Annotated in this window: 13 protein-coding genes; 6 read left to right on the top strand and 7 right to left on the bottom strand. The window is 45.3% G+C overall.

Features of this window, described 5'->3' with window-relative positions; translation table 11 throughout:
• Window position 1 precedes the first annotated feature (1 nt).
• The 3 genes from ABDW16_RS18170 to mrdA all read left to right on the top strand — a co-directional run bounded on the left by ABDW16_RS18170 (window position 2) and on the right by mrdA (window position 5,303).
• Complete coding sequence (locus ABDW16_RS18170; RefSeq protein ID WP_343671686.1) at window positions 2–1,093, top strand: thioredoxin family protein; 1,092 nt, start codon at window positions 2–4, stop codon at window positions 1,091–1,093.
• Window positions 1,074–3,227 carry a prolyl oligopeptidase family serine peptidase gene (locus tag ABDW16_RS18165; RefSeq protein ID WP_343671684.1) on the top strand — a complete coding sequence of 718 codons (2,154 nt, stop codon included), beginning with the start codon at window positions 1,074–1,076 and terminating at the stop codon, window positions 3,225–3,227. The genes ABDW16_RS18170 and ABDW16_RS18165 overlap by 20 nt, the downstream gene beginning before the upstream one ends.
• Before the next feature lie 120 nt (window positions 3,228–3,347).
• On the top strand, window positions 3,348–5,303 hold the full coding sequence (gene mrdA / locus ABDW16_RS18160) for a penicillin-binding protein 2 (protein WP_343671682.1): 1,956 nt from the start codon (window positions 3,348–3,350) through the stop codon (window positions 5,301–5,303).
• On the opposite strand, the gene ABDW16_RS18155 is transcribed toward mrdA, so the two are convergent.
• Window positions 5,300–7,687 carry a GDSL-type esterase/lipase family protein gene (locus tag ABDW16_RS18155; RefSeq protein ID WP_343671680.1) on the bottom strand — a complete coding sequence of 796 codons (2,388 nt, stop codon included), beginning with the start codon at window positions 7,685–7,687 and terminating at the stop codon, window positions 5,300–5,302. The genes mrdA and ABDW16_RS18155 overlap by 4 nt on opposite strands.
• Before the next feature lie 85 nt (window positions 7,688–7,772).
• Here ABDW16_RS18155 and ABDW16_RS18150 point away from each other — a divergent pair, with 85 nt between their 5' ends.
• Window positions 7,773–9,569: a glycoside hydrolase family 9 protein gene (locus tag ABDW16_RS18150; RefSeq protein ID WP_343671678.1), complete on the top strand. Its 1,797-nt coding sequence runs from the start codon at window positions 7,773–7,775 to the stop codon at window positions 9,567–9,569.
• 97 nt (window positions 9,570–9,666) lie between these two features.
• On the opposite strand, the gene ABDW16_RS18145 is transcribed toward ABDW16_RS18150, so the two are convergent.
• Window positions 9,667–10,659 carry a fatty acid desaturase gene (locus ABDW16_RS18145; protein WP_343671676.1) on the bottom strand — a complete coding sequence of 331 codons (993 nt, stop codon included), beginning with the start codon at window positions 10,657–10,659 and terminating at the stop codon, window positions 9,667–9,669.
• Window positions 10,660–11,093: 434 nt separating this feature from the next.
• On the opposite strand from ABDW16_RS18145, the gene ABDW16_RS18140 reads away from it, so the two are divergent.
• On the top strand, window positions 11,094–12,281 hold the full coding sequence (locus ABDW16_RS18140) for a hypothetical protein (protein WP_343671675.1): 1,188 nt from the start codon (window positions 11,094–11,096) through the stop codon (window positions 12,279–12,281).
• Between the two features lie 342 nt (window positions 12,282–12,623).
• Here ABDW16_RS18140 and ABDW16_RS18135 read toward each other — a convergent pair whose 3' ends face one another.
• The 3 genes from ABDW16_RS18135 to ABDW16_RS18125 form a co-directional block, all read right to left on the bottom strand.
• Complete coding sequence (locus tag ABDW16_RS18135; RefSeq protein WP_343671673.1) at window positions 12,624–13,718, bottom strand: lipase family protein; 1,095 nt, start codon at window positions 13,716–13,718, stop codon at window positions 12,624–12,626.
• A 51-nt stretch (window positions 13,719–13,769) separates the two neighbouring features.
• Entirely contained in the window at window positions 13,770–14,303 is a 534-nt protein-coding gene (locus tag ABDW16_RS18130; RefSeq protein WP_343671671.1) for a 5'(3')-deoxyribonucleotidase, read from the bottom strand.
• Between the two features lie 106 nt (window positions 14,304–14,409).
• Window positions 14,410–16,854 carry an MG2 domain-containing protein gene (locus ABDW16_RS18125; RefSeq protein WP_343671670.1) on the bottom strand — a complete coding sequence of 815 codons (2,445 nt, stop codon included), beginning with the start codon at window positions 16,852–16,854 and terminating at the stop codon, window positions 14,410–14,412.
• Window positions 16,855–17,035: 181 nt separating this feature from the next.
• Here ABDW16_RS18125 and ABDW16_RS18120 point away from each other — a divergent pair, with 181 nt between their 5' ends.
• Window positions 17,036–18,268 carry an NAD(P)/FAD-dependent oxidoreductase gene (locus ABDW16_RS18120; RefSeq protein ID WP_343671668.1) on the top strand — a complete coding sequence of 411 codons (1,233 nt, stop codon included), beginning with the start codon at window positions 17,036–17,038 and terminating at the stop codon, window positions 18,266–18,268.
• 83 nt (window positions 18,269–18,351) lie between these two features.
• Here the strand turns inward: ABDW16_RS18120 and ABDW16_RS18115 are convergent, their stop codons facing one another.
• Window positions 18,352–18,975 carry a deoxynucleoside kinase gene (locus tag ABDW16_RS18115; RefSeq protein WP_343671667.1) on the bottom strand — a complete coding sequence of 208 codons (624 nt, stop codon included), beginning with the start codon at window positions 18,973–18,975 and terminating at the stop codon, window positions 18,352–18,354.
• Complete coding sequence (gene folK, locus ABDW16_RS18110; protein WP_343671665.1) at window positions 18,972–19,472, bottom strand: 2-amino-4-hydroxy-6-hydroxymethyldihydropteridine diphosphokinase; 501 nt, start codon at window positions 19,470–19,472, stop codon at window positions 18,972–18,974. The genes ABDW16_RS18115 and folK overlap by 4 nt, the downstream gene beginning before the upstream one ends.
• Window positions 19,473–19,478 lie beyond the last annotated feature (6 nt).

The raw sequence follows: 19,478 nt of genomic DNA, 5'->3' as shown, positions 1-19,478 counted from the left end.
CATGAAGAATACCTTATATTCCGTACTGCTGGCATGCGTGTTTAGTCCGCTGATGGCGCAGCACAGGGAGATTGCTTTTGAACATGCACCGCTGTCTGACTTGCTGGCAAGATCTGCCAAAGAACATAAACTCATATTTGTAGATTGTTATACTTCATGGTGTGGCCCTTGTAAAGAAATGTCGGCCCACGTATTCACACAGGATACCGTGGCAGACTTTTTCAATTCCCGGTTGATCTCTTTAAAGCTGGATATGGAAAAAGGAGAGGGGCCGGAAGTAGGTAAAAAATACAGGGTAGCCGCGTATCCTTCCTATCTCTTATTAAATGAGAAAGGAGAGCTGGTGTACAAATTCATTGGGGGAATGCCTGCAAAAGAGTTTCTCAAAAAGGTAGCTGAAGGAATGGACCCTGACAACAGGGTAGCACAAATCTTCCGTAAGTACGATGCCGGGGATCGCAGCCCTGCTTTGATGCGGGAGTACATTGTACTGACATTACGGAACAGGGAAGTAAAGCGGGCAAAAGAACTCAATGCAGAATACACCCAATCACTTACGGCGCAGCAGAAACTCCTGCCTGAAAACTGGTTCCTTTATGGAGAAAACCAGTTTTCCCGCGAGTTATCTGATATGCACAGTCCGAACTTTACCTACCTGGTCACACACTGGCGGGACTTTGCCAAGGTAAAGGGGATTGATTCCATCAACCACAAGATCTCTGGTGTATTCCGCAAAATGACCAGCTATTGCATGGAAGGGTATTACCAGAAAGATATTGGGTATAAGAAAGAAGACTTTGTTGCTTACCGTGAACAAATCAAAAACACAGCGGCCCCTGATAAAAAAGACCTGCTGATCATGATGGACATTGCCGAAGCAGCCTGTCAGAAAGATGCGGAACGCGTTACCAACCTGATCGCAGACAATGTGGCTAACTTCAGTAGTCCGAATATGGATATTGTGTTTGCCTACGTGTCTTTCATACCATCTTTTAAAAAGAAGGAGTATCCCCGTTGGATCGAAATCATGCACACAGTAGCCGCCCATTCTCAAAACCCTTTCCTTGTTGATCATGTTAAATCATATTTTTAAAACAAGTCTGCTGGTTTTAATTGCTGGTAGTCTGCATGCACAGGATGCTTATTACGATGCACCCAACCTGGCCAAACAGATCGGCTCCATGACTGTCATTCCCTTTTTTGTAAAAGGGACAGACAAATGTTGGTTTAGTGCAGATAAGGATTATTACCTGGTAGATGCCAGGAAGGGCACCCGTAAATGTATTTCTGATAAAAAATACCTGGGTAGCCTGCTGCAGGAGTTATTGCATCAACCTGTGGATACAGCTGCGATCAAAGTGGAAGTGCCTAATAGCAATGATATGGGTATCAATTACAAAGAAGCCCATTATGCTTATAGCCTGATCAGTGAGGAGCTGGTACCCTCTAAACCTAACGATTACCCTCATCACGACTGGCGCATTGGTTTATCGCCAGATAAAAAATGGCAGCTGGTTGCAAAGAACCATAACCTGTTTCTACGACGAAATTCAGATAGTTCCTTATTACAGTTATCGCACGATGGAGCGATCTATCATTCCTTTAATATGAATGATGATGACGCAGACACTGTGCGTGAATCAAATACCGAGGCAGTATGGATAAAAGGGACTTCTAAATTTTATGTAGTCAGGAAAGACCGGCGTAAGGTAGGCACCCTATCAGTAGTACATAGTTTGTCTACCCCCCGGCCCAGGGTAGAGACTTATAAATATGAACTGCCTGGCGATAAAAATGTAACCCAGTATGAATTATACCTGGGGGATGCATTGAATGGCACCTTTACGCCGGTAAATACAGGGGAATGGAAGGACCAGGAGCTGGAGGTTCTTTACGGCGGTACTAAAGTTTATTTCCTGCGTAAAAAGCGTACAAGGGATGAAATTGATTTATGTGCGGTGGATTGGAATAATAAAGTGCAGGTATTAATTCACGAAGTAAGCCGTCCGTTTATTAACGATGATGTATTCTCTGCTGCTGTCCTCAATGATGGCAAAGATATTCTCTGGTGGTCAGACCGTAGTGGCTGGGGCCATTATTATTTATATGATGGTGCCGGTCATTTGCAGGGGGCTGTAACCCAGGGCGACTGGACGGCAGGTAAGGTAGCCAGGATAGACACTGCTGCCAGGCAATTCTATTGCTACGGCTATGGTCGGGAGCAGGGCCTGAACCCTAACTATTCCTTTATATATGCTGTGCATTTCGATGGTAAAGGGCTGCGTTTGCTCACACCAGAAAATGCCAACCACGAGATCTTCATGGCCCCCGGGTGCAAGTACTTTGTAGACAATTATTCCCGGATAGACATGGAGCCCCGCACCGCCATCCGTAGTACCAGCAGCAACTGGCAAATGGAAATATGGAAACCAGACCTGAGCCGGCTGTATAAATATGGCTGGAAAAGACCGGAGATGTTTACCATCAAAGCAGCCGATGGGGTAACGGATATTTATGGACTGATGTGGAAACCATTTGACTTTGACAGTACTAAAAAGTACCCCATTATTTCACAGGTATATCCCGGTCCGCAAACAGAAACAGTATGGACATCATTCACAGTGCTGGACAGGTATAACAATACTGCCCTGGCACAGACAGGCTGTATTGTAGTGTGCATGGGCCACAGGGGTGGGTCTCCATTCCGTAACAAAGCGTATCATACTTATGGCTATGGCAACCTGCGTGACTACGCGCTGGAAGATGACAGGCACGGCATCCTCGAATTAGCCGCCAGGTATCATTTTATTGATACTACCCGCGTAGGCATCTTTGGTCATTCCGGTGGCGGAATGATGGCGGTAGCGGCTATTTGTACCTATCCTGACTTTTACAAGGTAGCAGTGGCCTCCTCCGGCAACAATGATAATACTATATATAATCGTACCTGGGGTGAAACCTTTCAGGGCATCGATTCCAGTTTTGCATTCAAGGTAGCGCTGAACCAGGAACTCGCTTCGAAGTTAAAAGGCCATTTATTATTAGTGACGGGAGAAGTAGATACGAATGTACATCCGGCGGCTACTTATAGAATGGTGAATGCACTGATACGGGCCGGGAAAGACTTTGATATGCTGGTGTTGCCGGGCCAAAGTCATACTTACGAAGAACCGTATAAAGCATATTTTCAACAACGGTTACGAAACTACTTTAAGTTGCACTTATAAGATGAAAGGCGTCTCGCCTTTCATCTTATATAATAACCATCCTTAATATTCTGATCCAGCCAAACCCCATTTGCCCCTTAACTTTATAAGACTAAGAAAAACCGCACCACCTTTAGAAAAATGTCCATTTATAACCAGCCCAGAAGGCGTGTCATCCAGTTTATTGTTATTGGTCTTGTACTACTGATTGTTTCCCGTTTATTTGTTTTGCAAATAATTGAAAAAAAATATTCCAAGCTGGCAGATGCCAACTCCGTATTGCGAAAAGTCGTCTATCCCAGCCGTGGGATCATCTTTGACAGAAAGGGGCGAAGTGTGCTCCGCAATGATGTGATGTACGACCTCATGGTGACTCCATCAACTGTAAAGAAGATCGACACGGCTTATCTGTGTAAGATCTTAGGCATTGATATACCGGAGTTTAAAAAACGGATAGTAGCGGCCATTATCAGGAATGGCAGGGTGCGGCAATCCGTATTTGCACCACTGTTATTGCCGGATGTATACGGGCAGTTGCAGGAAAGCATGTACCAGTTCCAGCCGGGATTTGAACTGGTGCCAAGACAGATCCGTTCCTATCCTTACAATGGTGCTGCCAATATATTGGGGTACATCGGTGAGATCTCGCCACAGATGCAGTTGAACCCTGCTTACAAAGATTATAACATGGGCGACTACCTGGGTATGACAGGACTGGAAAAAACCTATGAACCCATTCTGATGGGACAAAGAGGGATTCAATACCTTTTAAAAGATAACCTGAACCGTACACAGGGGGCATATGAAAAAGGTGAATTCGACACCGCAGCAATAGCTGGTAAAAACCTACATTTATCATTAGACATTGATCTGCAGGTATTAGGCGAGCGGCTTATGCACAATAAAATTGGGAGCATTGTAGCGATCGATCCGCAGACAGGAGGAATACTTGCCATGGTGAGTGGCCCATCCTTTGACCCTAACCTGCTGACAGGATCCTACAGGGCGCGCAACTTCAATAAACTATCCAGCGATACCACCAAGCCCTTGTTCAACAGGGCTATTCAGGGTACCTATCCACCGGGTAGTTCTATGAAACCATTAACAGCATTGGTAGCGCTGGATGAAGGTATTATCACACCTGATTTTGGTTATCCCTGTCATGGTGCATATTTGTCCTGCGGTCGCAGAATAGCCTGTGAGCATAGTGAAGGGGGGCATGCAGCCAATTTAAGATTAGCCATTTCCCATTCCTGCAATTCTTACTTTGTAAACCTGTACAGGATGGAAGTAGATGCCCGGAAATGGGGTGGGGTAGAGAAAGGGCATCAGAAATGGTATGAATACATGACGTCATTTGGCTTAGGTCACCGGCTGGGTATTGATATACCTGGTGAATATGCAGGTTATGCCATTGATACCGTGGGTATGAACAAACGTTATCACGGGCAATGGAATTCCTGTTCTGAGTTGTATGTAGGCATGGGACAGGGGGCAGTGGCTGTGACGCCATTGCAGATGGCGAATGCCATGTGTATCATTGCAAATAAAGGGTATTACTACCTGCCTCATTTTGTGAATAGTATTGACAATGATGCTTCTGAAGTATTGAAGAAATTTAAAGAAAAACATACGGTAGCACATGTAAAAGACACTGCTTACCAGTCCGTGATATTAGGAATGGAAGATGTGGTGGAAAGTGGTACCGGTAGAAATGCACAGATAGATGGCGTCATCGTATGCGGTAAAACAGGTACCGCAGAAAACAATGCCATCGTAAACGGGCAGTTAAAGAAAATGAAGAGCCATGCCTTCTTTGTGGCTTTTGCACCGAGAGATAATCCCAAAATCGCCGTGGCAGTAATCGTGGAGAATTCCGGTTATGGTGGCACCTTTGCAGCACCGATTGCTGGCCTGCTGATGGAGAAGTACCTGAATGATACGATCTCAGTTAAGAAGAAGCCCGTAGTGCAAAAGATGCTGGAAACCGTGACGATGGATCCGGTGGTACTGGCTAAATCAAAACTGGATTCACTGAATGGCGCTACGGCTCATCTCACAACAGAGCAGATCATGAAGGAGTACTTCAGGAACTAATCAGCTTTTACAAACTTCATCACATTGGTAGTACCGTCGGCTTTTGTAAGCACCAGCAGGTAGAGGCCATTGGGTAAATGAGATACTGGCAGCGTGAGACTTGTTTTGGTGAGCATGTCTTCCCGCCGCAGGTAGGTCTTACTGTCTATGCTGTGAATTTCCAACACCTTCCAGTTGGAGAGCTGGTCGATGGTGAGGGTGGTATTAGCAGGATTGGGATACAGCCGGGGACCGCTAGTGACACTGGGATCGGGGTCTACGGCAGTGATCACATCTACTTTGAAAGTAAGTGAATTGCTGGATACTTCTGCGGCAGTGACACAACCTGTTAAGCTGCTGGTGAGCAGGCAAAGAATTTTATCACCTGTTTGCTTAGGCGTGTATTTGATAGTATCGGCAGTGGCTTCGGTGATGTTGGCCCAGGTATGGGTATTCGTGCTGTCCATCCATTGGTAGAATGGGTAAGTGCCACCGTTGGTGATAACAGTACGTAGCGTAGTGGATACATACTGCCTTACAGCAGTGGTTCCATTGATGGTGATACCTGGTGTAGCGGAAGCGTTTACCTTTAAGTAATGCACATCAGCACTATCACTACCTGCCACGCAGCGATAGCGATAACCAGACCATGCCAGCAATGCCCCGCTCAATGTCAGGCTGGCCGAAGTAGCGCCGCTGATGTTAACATACCCACTGCCTGTATTCAGCTGCCATTGGTAAGTGGTAGCCGAAGTACTGGTGGTCAGGGTTACAGCTGCACCTTCGCACACTGATACTGTATCAATTTTTCCAAAGGTAATATCCACTAAACTCAGTGAAGCAAAGGTACTCCCGGTACCAACTCTTAAATATATATCCAATGAATCTACTCCTGAAATACCTGTATAATTAATTGCCCTGTCATATTCCGGGCTGGCACCCGTGCTGTACCTTGTCTCGATATTTTTGGCAGCACTCCAGTCTTCAGCTGCTAGCCTCGTTTCCAGTATCCTTGGTGTAGTAGCTGCATCTACTCTCGCTCCCCAAAGCTTAAAATTGTAAATCCTGTTTTGTGCCAATCCTTTAATGCGGAGTATCACTCCACCGGGATTAATAGAATTATGCAAAAACATATTATCTGACAGGGCGGTAGATGGATAGTCTCCTGCATCTACAGAAAACCCGTTGTTATTAATCGCTCTCGTAGTAGCAGCTGTATTGTAAGTTCCATCCGGCGTACCTATAATTTTAAGAGAAACTGTCGTAGTGCTATCTCCTGTAGTAATGAGTTGCGTGATGCCTGCACCGTCTTTAAACCCTGCCGATCCACCGCTGCCATACCAGTTATTCCAGTAGTTCCCATATACATCCGGAGAAGCTGTAGGCTGGCCGATGGCAGTGCCATTTGGTAGTACTGTATGCACACCATCGCCGCCCAGATCGACAAGGATCCTGTTTGTATTCCGCACTCCCACATTTGCAGAAGTACCGGTACCTGCCAATGCCACTACATTGGAATAAGCAGCATTTGTTCTGACCCTAAAGTATTGTGTAGTTGTAAAAGTATTGGAATAGGTCTTTTTGACTGTATCGGTAACGGTATCGAAAGTGCTCCATGTAGTGCCGTCCGCAGAGATCTCAATAATATACACGCCTGTCACCGGCTGAAAGTATTGTAGCCAGCGGGCAAACAAACTATCTGCTATCAACTGGTTCCCGGCGGCGTTCAGGTGTACCCCGTCGCCCGCATTATAAAGGGGATTGATTTCCGCATCTGTACTGGCAGCGGTGTTGACAGTCGTACTGAATCCTTCCACATACCTTGTAGGCCATGCAGCCCGTATGCTATCTGCCAGCACTTTCAACTGTGTTTGCAAAGTGGCACTGAAGGAGGTACGTGGCTGGGTAGTTTCCCAAAAAACCGGAATACCGTTATTCAGCGCCAGCGCATCCAGGTACCTGAAGTTCGCCATGATCTCTGCATTTGTCAACCCATTCGCCACATCATTAGTAGGCAGAGAGATGAACATAAAATCAGGATGACTATTCAGTGCGCTATCGATATTCGTACCGGCAGTACCGCCTTTGGCCGTCGGCATCAGGTTTGCACTGGCATACCCTGCTACAGAGAGATTGATCCAGGTAGGATTGGAGGTATTGTTGCTCAGCCATGTACTGATTTTATCTCCCAGGCGATCGGGATAAGATAATAAGTACCCTGCAAGGGTGGAAGATCCCAACCCTATTACACGCGGGCTGGTGGTAAGCGTTTTATTGTCTGTATTCCAACGTAAGGTAAAGGTGTTGTCAGTATTCCGATATACTCCTGCATGTAAAGTGGTGTCGTTGGCGTTTACAGTCAGGCTGGCCAGGCAGATCGCCAGCACAAATAAATAATACCGCATAGATAGGAATAAATAATGATGTCGTTATAATATATCGATTGTCCCAAAAAAAACAGTAAATTCAATACCAGCCAAAATCTTTATCATGCAAGTAATCAGGAACCTGGTCCGGGTACTCACGTTATGCCTCCCGGTAGGTGTAGCTGCACAATCTGTACAGGTCATTACAAATCATGTGGGGTATGAATATAATCTTCCCAAACATGCTATAATTAAAGCAGATTCCAAACAGTCCATCGATAAATTTGAACTGATTGCCGCTAATTCCGGTCAAACAGTCTATGAAGGAACTGCAATATACAGCGGTCCGGTTGATAAATGGAAGCATTGGGTGTTCTGGAATATAGATTTTAGTACCTATACTACTTATGGCGACTATTATATCCGGCTGTTGGCAGATGGCAAAGTTATTCAATCCTATCCTTTTAGTATCAATAAAAACGTGTTGGAACAGGCGACTATTTCTGATGTTGTCTACTACTTCAAAGGCCAACGGTGTACAGGGGTGTTTGATCAGGCAGATAGTCATCTCACGGTAGATGGAAAGATAGTGGATGCACATGGAGGCTGGTATGATGCTACCGGTGATTATGGCAAGCATTTGTCGCATTTATCTTTTTCTACTTATTTCAACCCGCAACAGATCTCACTCACTGTGTATAGTTTATGCAAGACCTATAAATTATTACAACAAAAACCCGGTACAGACTACCGGCAATACCTGAGAAGGATCCTGGACGAAGCTACTTATGGTGCTGATTACCTGGAAAGGATGCAGGTAAAAAACGGTTCCTTTTATCGCTCAGTGGCTGCTCCCGGCCCGGGCAAACTAGCGAAAGACAGGTTGATCCGCCCTGAAGACAAAGGCTATCGCATCAAGCAATCCAAAGATCAGTCTTATAGTGGTACAGCGATGGATGCACACAACTGGCGTAGTTATCAATGCAGCTATCGCTCCGGTGCAGGGTTGTCAATCGCTGCATTAGCCATGGCATCAGGTATCGATTCCAATGCTCATTATCTGGAAGCAGCTATCAATACATTTAATTTTCTTGAAAAGGAAAATGCCCGTATGACGAATGATGGAAAAGAAAACATAGTAGACGATTATTGTGCGCTCATTGCTGCGACAGAATTATATAACGCGGCACATGAAGAACGATTTTTAAAAGCTGCAGATAAACGTGCAAATGCTTTGATAAACAGGCTTTCTGATAAAGGGTATTTCATAGCAGATGATAAAGACCGTCCTTTCTTTCATCCTTCAGATGCAGGTTTACCGGTAGTGGGTTTATTGCAATATTATAAAATTGCGAACCCTGCTATGCAGGAAAAAATACGGCATACAGTCAAAAAGAATATGACCTATGAGCTTAGCATCACGCACGCAGTCAATAACCCATTTGGTTATAGCCGGCAATACACGCAGGATACGGCGGGTATAAAAAAATACACCTTCTTCTTTCCCCACGGCAGCGAAGCGGCCCCCTGGTGGCAGGGAGAAAATGCCCGTCTTGGTTCCGTGGCAACTGCTGCCCGTATGGCAGCGCAGTTATTCAAAGAAGACAAACCGCTACACGATAGCCTGGAGACCTTTGCACTCGATCAGCTAAACTGGATACTGGGATTAAATCCTTATGATGCCTGTATGCTACAGGGTACCGGGCATAACAACCCTGCCTATGGTTTTTTTGGTACGTTTGAATATACCAATGCACCCGGTGGTATTGTGAATGGAATTACATCAGGATTGGAAGATGAAGCGGATATAGACTTCAATTTATCTTATGCGACAACAGGGAAGGATTATGACTGGCGGTGGGCGGAACAATGGTTGCCGCATGCGGCGTGGTATTTATATGCAATAGCAGTAAAGGACTGATAAAAATAGAATTGCTTAAAACGATAAACAGGTACCCGAAATAAAAAGAGCCCATACTCAAAAGTCAGAGTATGGGCTCTTTTATTATCATTCTATATTAGATAGAAACTTGTTCTTCTTTTTCTTTCTCTTTTGCAATCTTCACTTTCTCTTTTCTCAATACTCTCGAATACAATGAAAGTTTCGGATTAAAAATAAACAGCCATATCAACTTAGACCATGACTGATGTGACAGCAAAGAGTCATAATAAGACGGTGCCTTTGCTTTAATCTGCGGCAGTTTGTTCCATGGAATGGAAGGAAAATCGTGGTGTTCATTATGATAACCCACATTAAACGCTACTTTATTCAGCGGACCATAGTAGCTATAAGTTTCCTGTACAGGGTCCAGTGTCAGGTAGTGTTCCTGGATCCAGCGTGCCCCCAGTGGGTGCAAACCTACAGAGAAGAAGAAGCTGGCCAGCATAAATACAAAAGCTTTTGGCCCGATGAGGACAATGATGGCTACATCGAAAGTGAGCTGAATGATCCAGTTCAATACCACCCAACGGTCCAGCAGTTCGATGTTCAGGCGGGCAGTACGGGTCACCTGGAATACCGGGAAGAAGAGGAACCACATCATTTTGTTCAGTGGGTTGTTGCTCACCAGTCTGGCCTCCCAGAAGTCAGGCAGATCGGCATCCAGGTCATGTTCACCCTGGTAAGCGTGGTGCTTGAGGTGATATTTCTGAAATGAAGCAGAGCTGGCAAAGATATGTGGCAGGTTGGCAATCATACCAGCCAGCATATTTGGTGCTTTCCCTTTAAAAATCAGGTTATGGCTGGATTCATGAATCATTACCCACAGGGCATGGCTGATGAATGCACCCACCACATAGGCTGCGCCAAATACCATCCACCAGGAATGGTCATTTACCCAGTATGAAATGGCAACCTGTGCTCCAACGAGGCCAAGAATCAGGAAAATGGTGTATGGGTTTTTTCCTACGAGTTCCCTCATCTCCGGGTGTTCTTTAAGGATTTGTCTAACTCTCACATGGTGCGGATTTGGATCCGTACTCCAGGTAAAATCAGTAGGCTTGTTAGTCATGCGCTGTTATGGATTGTTTGAAATTGTTGCTGGTTAGTTGTGGTATTCCTGCCTTAAATTATTCGCTCTATAGGTCTCACATGATTCATTTTGTTGGCCTGGAATTACATCTGTGAGGCAAAATATAAAAAATAATTTATATGCTATTCATATTAGTTCGCGTAAAAGCTCAAAATAGTTGATTCTTTTTGTTTTACAAGCACACTAGCACGAAAAATATTTTGAGTAGACTACTCATTTGGCTCCAATATCAAAAATGGTTAGATTTGCATTCTCCCATTTAATTCACAATACTACTCCCATTATTTAATTCATTGTAAAACAACCATTTGTATCCGAATGCCGGGCACATGTGCAATTGTCATAGGCATTTGTCATGTGAACTGGTCAAGGAGAGGTATGTGTATTAAATTTTTACCTAATCGATAAAACATATGGATAAGCTAAAACTGAAATTACAGGAGTACTATCAGCGTTGTCAGCAACCGGATTTGCGGACGAAGGCCGGCAGGGAAGAGGCCGGTGGTGCAGTTGTGCTGGAGATGGAAAATGATATTCTACTACAGTTCGGCTTGCCTACATCTAAGCGTTTTGTGCAGATCTTACATGACTTTGCAAGTCATCGTCAGTTGAGCGATCAGCTGCTGGATTATGTGAGTAAGAAGCTGAGAGCGGCAGCCCGCAGGTACCTGCTGGCCCCGGTCGTGTCGGACATTGAGCAATTGCAACAGGCTGCCGACCAGAAACGTAGCCCTTATGATCTGCTGCCGGAACTGGGATACCCGGTCAATGACTTTTCGATCTTCCTGATCTCGGAAATATTATACCGTCGTAATATGCCGGCCGAAGAAGTGCTGGAAGAGCTGAAAAAAGCCCAACACGGCGATGTATGGGACGACCTGCTCTCCCTGAACAATGTAGTCAACTACACCCATCACGAGCTGTACAATCGCCTCCGCATGCAGGACCTCCGCATGATGGACGATTACCTGCAATCCGTACGCCGCCAGGAAAAGGTAAAGGCCTCTAAAAAGGAAACGCCTGATACAGAGGGCTATACCCCTAATTACCGCATGGTCAGTAAAATACTGGTAGAAGACATCGTGTTCGATGAGCATGCCAATCCCAGCCTGATCGGCAAACTCAAAGCAGGCAGCCGGCTCTCCAAGATTACCATCAGCATGGAAATGTCTGCCCTGCACATGGTGCTGGTCAGTGCCGGTGAAAAAGGTGCGCAGATCAGTAATTTGCTGAAAAAATCAAAACAACATCCCCCTGTGATTGATCTCCGCACAGAACTGGGCGATGTACTCAACCTGGACAATTGCTTCCTGGAAGTATATAAACCCCAGCACAAGCGTGGCCAGCAATGGGTAGAGCCAAGAGACAGCGTATTCTACCTGCACAAAATTCTTTCTAAAAAGGAATTTGAAAAAAAGAGCAAGGAAGAAGATGTAAAACAAAAAATCCAGGAATGCCTGGATCTGATCGGAGGCTCATATGGTTATTATCAGCGCATGCGCAAACTCGGTATCACCGACGAAGAGGCTAAACTGAGAGCAGGGCTGCAGGATGAGTTGCTGTTTAAACTCAGCACCTTCCTCCATAAATTAAAGGACTAACCTTTACACCATACATACTAAAAGGGGCTACCATTCGGTAGCCCCTTATTTTTTTAGTTGGTTTTTGATGTCTGGATAACAAGATCCCGAATGGTTCCCCCTATATAATGCAATAATAAAATTCACTTGACAATCTTAACTTAGACCCTAACCCCCAAGTCCAGATACCCTGCGCATGGTATCTGGAACATGGAAGTAAAGGACAACGTGCTTTTGCTTTTATCTATACAAACATAGCGCTTAAAAACATCGAACCTGGTTAATCCCACGTTAAGTGCTTAGTTAACTCCTTGTTAAACGGATCGATTTGATCCTATATCGTTTAATATAATCAGTTAGTACTCATTTTATGAAATCTTTCTCCAGCAAATACTGGTAGGGCTCATAGGCATGATGCACAAAAATGTTCTTGCCATCAAAAGGGAATTTAGTGTCGTAATCCGCTGTGGGAGCGAGTATAATGGGTACGCCGGCGGGGGAATAATGATGGCTGTACACAAATGGTGGCATCTTATATCCAGGCAGTGTTTTTTTAACCATCGCATACAGGCGTTTGCCCAATACTCTTTGCATACGGCGGGCAGCTCTTTTACTGCTGTTGTCCAGCCGGCCATACATATACCTCAGCACAATTCTTGCCAGCAGTGGTTGTTTTCGCAATGACTTTTTTACATACATAAATGGATTGGGGGTATTAAAATCCCTCGTGGTTTGTAAGGAGAAAGGGGTTTCCGGTACCCAGTCACGGGTATTGACAATTCGGAATCCCCAGCCATTACGGGTTACAAAGTCATAGTCGTAAGCGTAGTACAGGTTCCCGGGTTTGGGGGCGGCACTGCTATAGGTTTTGATGGTGATATCTTTTGGGAAAGCAGGATCATCTATATATTCCAGGTACGAACGGAGCAGGAAGGTGATTGCGCCACCCTGGCTATGGCCGGTGATGATAAAATCATGTATCCCTTGCCGGTAGCAGTCCTTGATCTTTGCCACAACACTGTCTGCCATGGAGGCAAGGGCCAGTGTCCAACCCGCATGTACATATGCATTACTGTCTTTGGCAAACCGGTATCTGAAGTTTGTGCTGTCATTCAGCTGAAAGGTACCAATGGCAGGAATCATGCCGGCATGGAAGTTTTCCAGCCAGGAGTCTTTATTCCCCACGGTTCCCCGAATGCTGATCACGGCTATGTTGCCATGATATGTCCAGAGGTCCCATCGGTTGTATAAGCCGGTTTCTTTGGAGCGGTAAATGAGCCTGGCGTCGTCCGGAGGCGTCACCTTTTTGGTCCACGGGGTGTCTGCAGTGAGAAAGCAGATCGCCAGCATGTCTGCATATTCTTTGGGGTCAAATCCCGGTTTGAGGTGCTGTCCGTAGCTGGTGTTCCAATAAAGGCCCAGGATGGGCAGTAGTAATAGTAATCCCTTTCTGATCATCAGGTAGTAATAATTTGGAGTTTATGTGATATCCGGGAAGCATGTGGCCGGTCAGAGTAATTTAGCGGCAGCGTCTTCCCAGTTTAATATACGTTCATATCCTTCAATATGGATATTGTGCGGTCCTGTAAAGAGGAGGGGTTTGCCTTTGAAGAACTGAAAGTTCCTGATAAGGTCATCGATCATATAATCCGTCTGCACCAGGCTTTTGTCGCCACACAGGCAGTACTGGCGCCAGGTGAGAAAAGGAAAGTTGTCCTGCAGCCAGCTGACTTTGTCCATCAGGGAATTGGGAAATTCCATGGCAGCAGAGACGATGTATACTTTGTATTTTTTATTGAGTTCAGCAATTACCCGTTGGGCATCGGGGTACACGGGGAGGTCGCGGAAAAAACCGGGGGCATTGAGGTATTGGTGAATGATGCCCTTGTGTTCGGGAGGTACAGCTTCTGAGAGGGATTTGCCCCTGAGCTGGTCTTCTGTAAAGATGGTGCCATAATCCCTGTAGTACCAGGAACGGGCTTTTGTGATGGGATCAGCGATGGTTTCGTCCATATCTATGGCTATGGATGGCATATATTGCATTCTGATGGATTGAATTTAAATATACCAAAATTCTTCTACAGATTTTTCCGCAAATAAAAAACGCTTCTGCCGCAGGCAGAAGCGTTTTTTATTATTGAGATAACGATTAATAAAGTTGTTCCACACGACCCAGTGTTCCATCTTCAGCCATACCTTCCACTACAACCCTGAACCTTCTTGTAAAGTCATTATTGTAGAAGGAAATACGGGCGGTATGCGTCAATGTATCTGCCACCAGGTTTGGATTCCAGTACAGGGTCAGTCGCTTATCCTGCAGGATATGGATCTCTTTACGTACTGTATAATCAGGTGCATAGAATTCTTTCACGATATCATAACCTGCCTTACGGTATTTCTCAAATCCATGTGTATCTACATCTGACTTGCTATCACCACCACGTCTCAGGTATACGGCAATCGCACCACTGCTGCCACCAAAACCACCTACGAAGGTCGGACGCAATACCTTGATGAATGCCACATCCTGGATATTGATATTATTCAGCATTGCTACACTTGTTGGCATTTCGTTCAGGAACAGTACCGGGGCACCACCACGCCATTGCATAGCAGGTGTGGTAGGATCGGTGGTATTGATCGTCAGACCTGGCACTTTGGACTGCAGGTACTGGAAAATGCTGATAGCGCCGCTTTCAGACCTGGTCAGGTCAAATGAATAACCATCACCTGCGTTGAACATACCAGTAGCATAACGGTTCTCAATTACATCAGTTCTGGTCAGGCGTTTATCCTTTACGTTATACTCTGTCAGGAAGATTGGTTTCTGCTGGATAGACCTGGTCACCGCGTTGTTTTCATTTACTGTATTCAGGAAGCTGGTCAGCACTGTATTTTCAATTGGCTGTGGCTCTCTGAAAGGATAAGGCATGTTGGCAGAAGTCTGTGTCTCGAAGAAGTGAGGCTCAAACTTCACATTTACGTCTTTCCAGGCTTTATTCGGATCGTTTGCACGATAAAATACGTTGATCGTATCTACGAACTGCAGACGGTCTACTGCAAACTCACCTTTATCATTTGTAGTGACAGAAGAGAAAGCGGTAGAAGTATCTACCGGCTGTTTCAGGATGAAGTCTACCTTACCATTTGCCAGTGGGGCAGTACCCTTGTTGATAGTAGCGATACCTTTCAGCAGCAGCCCCTGTTCGTATGGATACTTGATCTCAGGCAGGTAGTTGTGCAGGATTTTCTCCCAGGTAAACCTTCTCCAGCCATTGGTCATCATAATCAGGTCCAGGCCCTGCAGGGTAGCAGGATCCATATCCCTGAAGTACTGTGCCGGATTGGCAATATAACCTTTCAGGTCAGAAGTCATCAGCAGGTTAGACAGGATGTTGTTCTGATCATCGCTGATCACCACATTGTCCGCATCGGTGATAGATACAGACAGGCTGGTCAGCATGGTATCAGGCACTTTTACTTCCAGTACATTCTTCTGTCTTGGCTGATTGTTGATTTTTAAATTCTGTAAAGTCAGTTGCAGCTGATCGGGTTTGCGTACAAATGCCAGGCGTTCTGCCATTGGCATACCATCTGCATTGAAGATGGTGAACTGCACGATACCTGAAGGCAGGGCAGCAGTAGGAATGAAACCGCTCAACTGGCCTTCGGCTGAATTCAGCTTGGCTTTGTATATCACATGTTGCTGCATCTGTGCCACAATCAACATATTGTTATATACAGGATTATCTTTCGTAGCCGGTAAAGTCTGGTAGAATATGCGCGTACCTTTATTGAATATTTTTAGTCCCACACCCGCTGTCTTTGTTACTGGCAGCAGCACTGTTTTTTGTTGTCCTTTACTGGTCTGAACGATTGCTTTGTAAGTTTCACCTGCCACAGGGGTCAGGTCAAACATGCCCATACCATCGCGTGTTGTTTTAAGTAATGCAACTGTTTCCCCTTTCAGGTTCTGCACAATACCATTCACCTCGATTGGGTACCCCTGCTGGTCAATCGCCTTGAAAGCAATACGACCGCCCACACCTACGATCGCATTACCCCCTTCAGGGAAAAACTGAACAGCGAAGTCATTGCCAGCCGGTTTAGATGGCAACTGGCCAGGGTGAGCAGAGTCAAAGATCTCGATGTCCTTGTAGTACAGGAACTCCGGATCAAAGTTCAGCATCCAGGCAGTATAAGCACGGATCTGGTATTGACCAGCCGGCATTGTTTCCGGAACAACAAATGCACCGGAACCAGTAGCACCACCCAGAGAAATAAGTTTCTTTTGAACAATCTTCCCACTCTTGTCAATTAATTCTACATACAGATTCGTTGCTGACAGGGAAGGCTGGCCTTGCAGCAGTACGTAGGCCTTGAACCAGATGGTTTCTCCCGCACCGTAATAATCTTTATCTACCTGCAGATAAACTTTTTCCTGGGGAAAGCGTTTGCTGTACTGTTCCAGGGCCTGCGTAATTTTATCCTGCCATTCATCGGCGGGATAAAATGCAAGGGCTGCTGTAATACCCATCAGACACAATGGGAGCAACCACTTTAAGCGATTTTTTTTAGATTTCACAGATTGCATGTGGAAACTTATTTGCGACAATATAGTATACAAAAATATAATATGCAAAATAATATGAAAAAATAATATATACAAAAAATACGACTAGTGTTTTATAAACTAAATTGTTATAAACTTTCTTAGGATATTGCAGGCCGAAAAAGGGTAAGAAAATATCAGTTTAACGATCAGGTATAAATAAATGAAAGACAACAGATTAGTAGTAATCGGGGGTGGAGCAGCTGGTTTCTTCTGTGCGGTGAATGCCGCCAGGATGGCGAATTCACTGGAAGTCATCCTGTTAGAGAAAAGTAGCAAGCTACTTTCCAAGGTAAAAGTCTCAGGCGGCGGCAGGTGCAATGTGACCCATAATGCCCCCGATATATTATATATGTCAAAGCGTTATCCAAGAGGACAGCATTTTGTAAAGAAAGCTTTTGGGCATTTTTTCGTGCCTGACACCATCCGGTGGTTTAAGGAAAGGGGCGTAGCGCTCAAGGCAGAACCCGATGGACGTATGTTTCCAGTCACCGATAGCTCCCAGACCATCATCGATTGCCTCCTGAAGGAAGCTGATAAATACAAAGTGAAGATTCAGACCAATACCACCGTGAGTGGGCTCGAACAAACTGCCGATGGCTGGAAAGTGCTCCTGCAGGACGGTGCGCCTATCGAAACGAAGTTTGTATTTGTAGGTGCGGGTGGTTATCCACAGGCAGACAAGTTTGGGTGGTTACAGGCCACCGGTCACGAAATCGTACCACCTCTGCCATCACTCTTTACTTTCAATATGCCGGGCAATCCCATTATTGCACTCATGGGTGTCAGCGCTGTCGCCGTTGTGAAGATTGCCGGCACCAAACTACAGGAACAGGGCCCTGTGCTCATTACCCACTGGGGGCTGAGCGGTCCCGCTATTCTGAGAACCTCTGCCTGGGGTGCGAGAGAACTGGCAGACCTGCAATACAACTTTACCGCTATCGTTAACTGGCTGCCGGATCACAATGAAAATAGCCTGCGCGAAGATTTGCAAAGCCTGCGCTTTGAGCTGGGCGGACAAAAAATCTACAACAAAAATCCTTTTGGTCTGCCACAACGCTTATGGCAATTTATGCTGCAACAGTCAGGTATTTCAGAAGATGCCCGCTGGGCAGATGTGCCTTCAAAAGAACAGCATAAACTCATCAAACAACTGGTGGCTATGGAATGCCCGGTGAAAGGGAAAACTACTTTCAAAGAAGAATTTGTGACCTGTGGCGGCATCAGGTTGTCAGAGATCGATCCGAATACCATGGAAAGTAAATTACGCCCGCAATTGTTCTTTGGTGGCGAAGTAATGGATGTAGATGGTATTACAGGTGGGTTCAACTTCCAGCATGCATGGAGTAGTGGCTATATTGCTGCGCAAACTATTGCAGGCAATCACTGTAAATAAGCAATCACCTTAAATAAAAACGTTTTTCAGGCAACCCTCTCCTAAACAAAAATGCTTTTGCCGAAGGCAAAAGCATTTTTGTTTTAGAAATAATTTATACCCGGTGAATAATCTTTCTCCAACGCCTCCAACAACCTTTCAAAATCATCCGGGTTCCTCAAAAAATCTACCTTCGTTGTATCTACCATCAGCGTCTTTACCGGGTGCTGCCTGATATACTGCATATATACATCCTGCAAATTTCCCAGGTAACTATCCGGTATCGACTGCTCATAAGCCCTGTTCCTGTTCTTAATATTCTGCTGCAGTTTTGTAATCGGTGCATTCAGAAATATCAGTAATTCTGGTTGTAACAACTGTGGATTAATAATATCAAACAGCTTCTGGTACAGGTTATATTCCTCATCTTTCAATGTCACTTTTGCAAACAGCAAACTTTTTATAAACAGGTAATCCGATATGAAAAAGTTGTTGAACATATCCTGCGTTTGCAACATCTCTTTCAGTTGCTTGTACCGTTCTGCCATAAAAAACAATTCCAACGGGAAAGCGTACTGTTGCGGCTTTTCGTAAAACTTAGGCAGGAACGGATTATCTGCAAATTCTTCCAGGATCAGTTGTGCACCAAAGTGCTTCGCCAGCCTGGTCGCCAGCGTCGTTTTACCAGCCCCTATATTTCCTTCAATTGTAATGTATTTATAATTCATCTGGCTTGTTCCTGTAACTGAAATTTATGGGCAGGTAATGTATCCGTGCATGCTGCCAGCAGGGCGCTGACGGTTTTATGTAATACCGGATGGATCCAATCGGGACTAATCTCCGCCAGTGGCACCAGCACAAACTGCCTGTTTGCCATTTGCGGATGTGGCACTTTCAGCGCCGGTAAATCGATCACCGCATCATTATAAAAGATGATATCTATGTCTATAACCCGTGCTCCCCATTTCTGTTGGCGTACCCTTCCCAGTTGCCGTTCTATATCCAGTACGGTCTCCAACAGCTCCTCAGCACCCAGGGCAGTAGAAATCTGCAATGCCTGATTCAGGTAGTCTGGCTGTTGTACATGCCCCCAAGCAGCGGTTTCATACAATCCTGACTTTTTTTCAACGGTTCCCGCCCGCTTATCTATTTGCATCACAGCCTGTTGCAGGTTCTCTGTACGGTTGCCCAGATTACCACCTATAAGTAATATTGCTTTATTCATGTATCT

The organism is Chitinophaga sp. (assembly GCF_039596135.1).
Classification (GTDB): Bacteria; Bacteroidota; Bacteroidia; order Chitinophagales; family Chitinophagaceae; genus Chitinophaga.
This window is presented reverse-complemented; position numbering and strand designations above follow the sequence as displayed.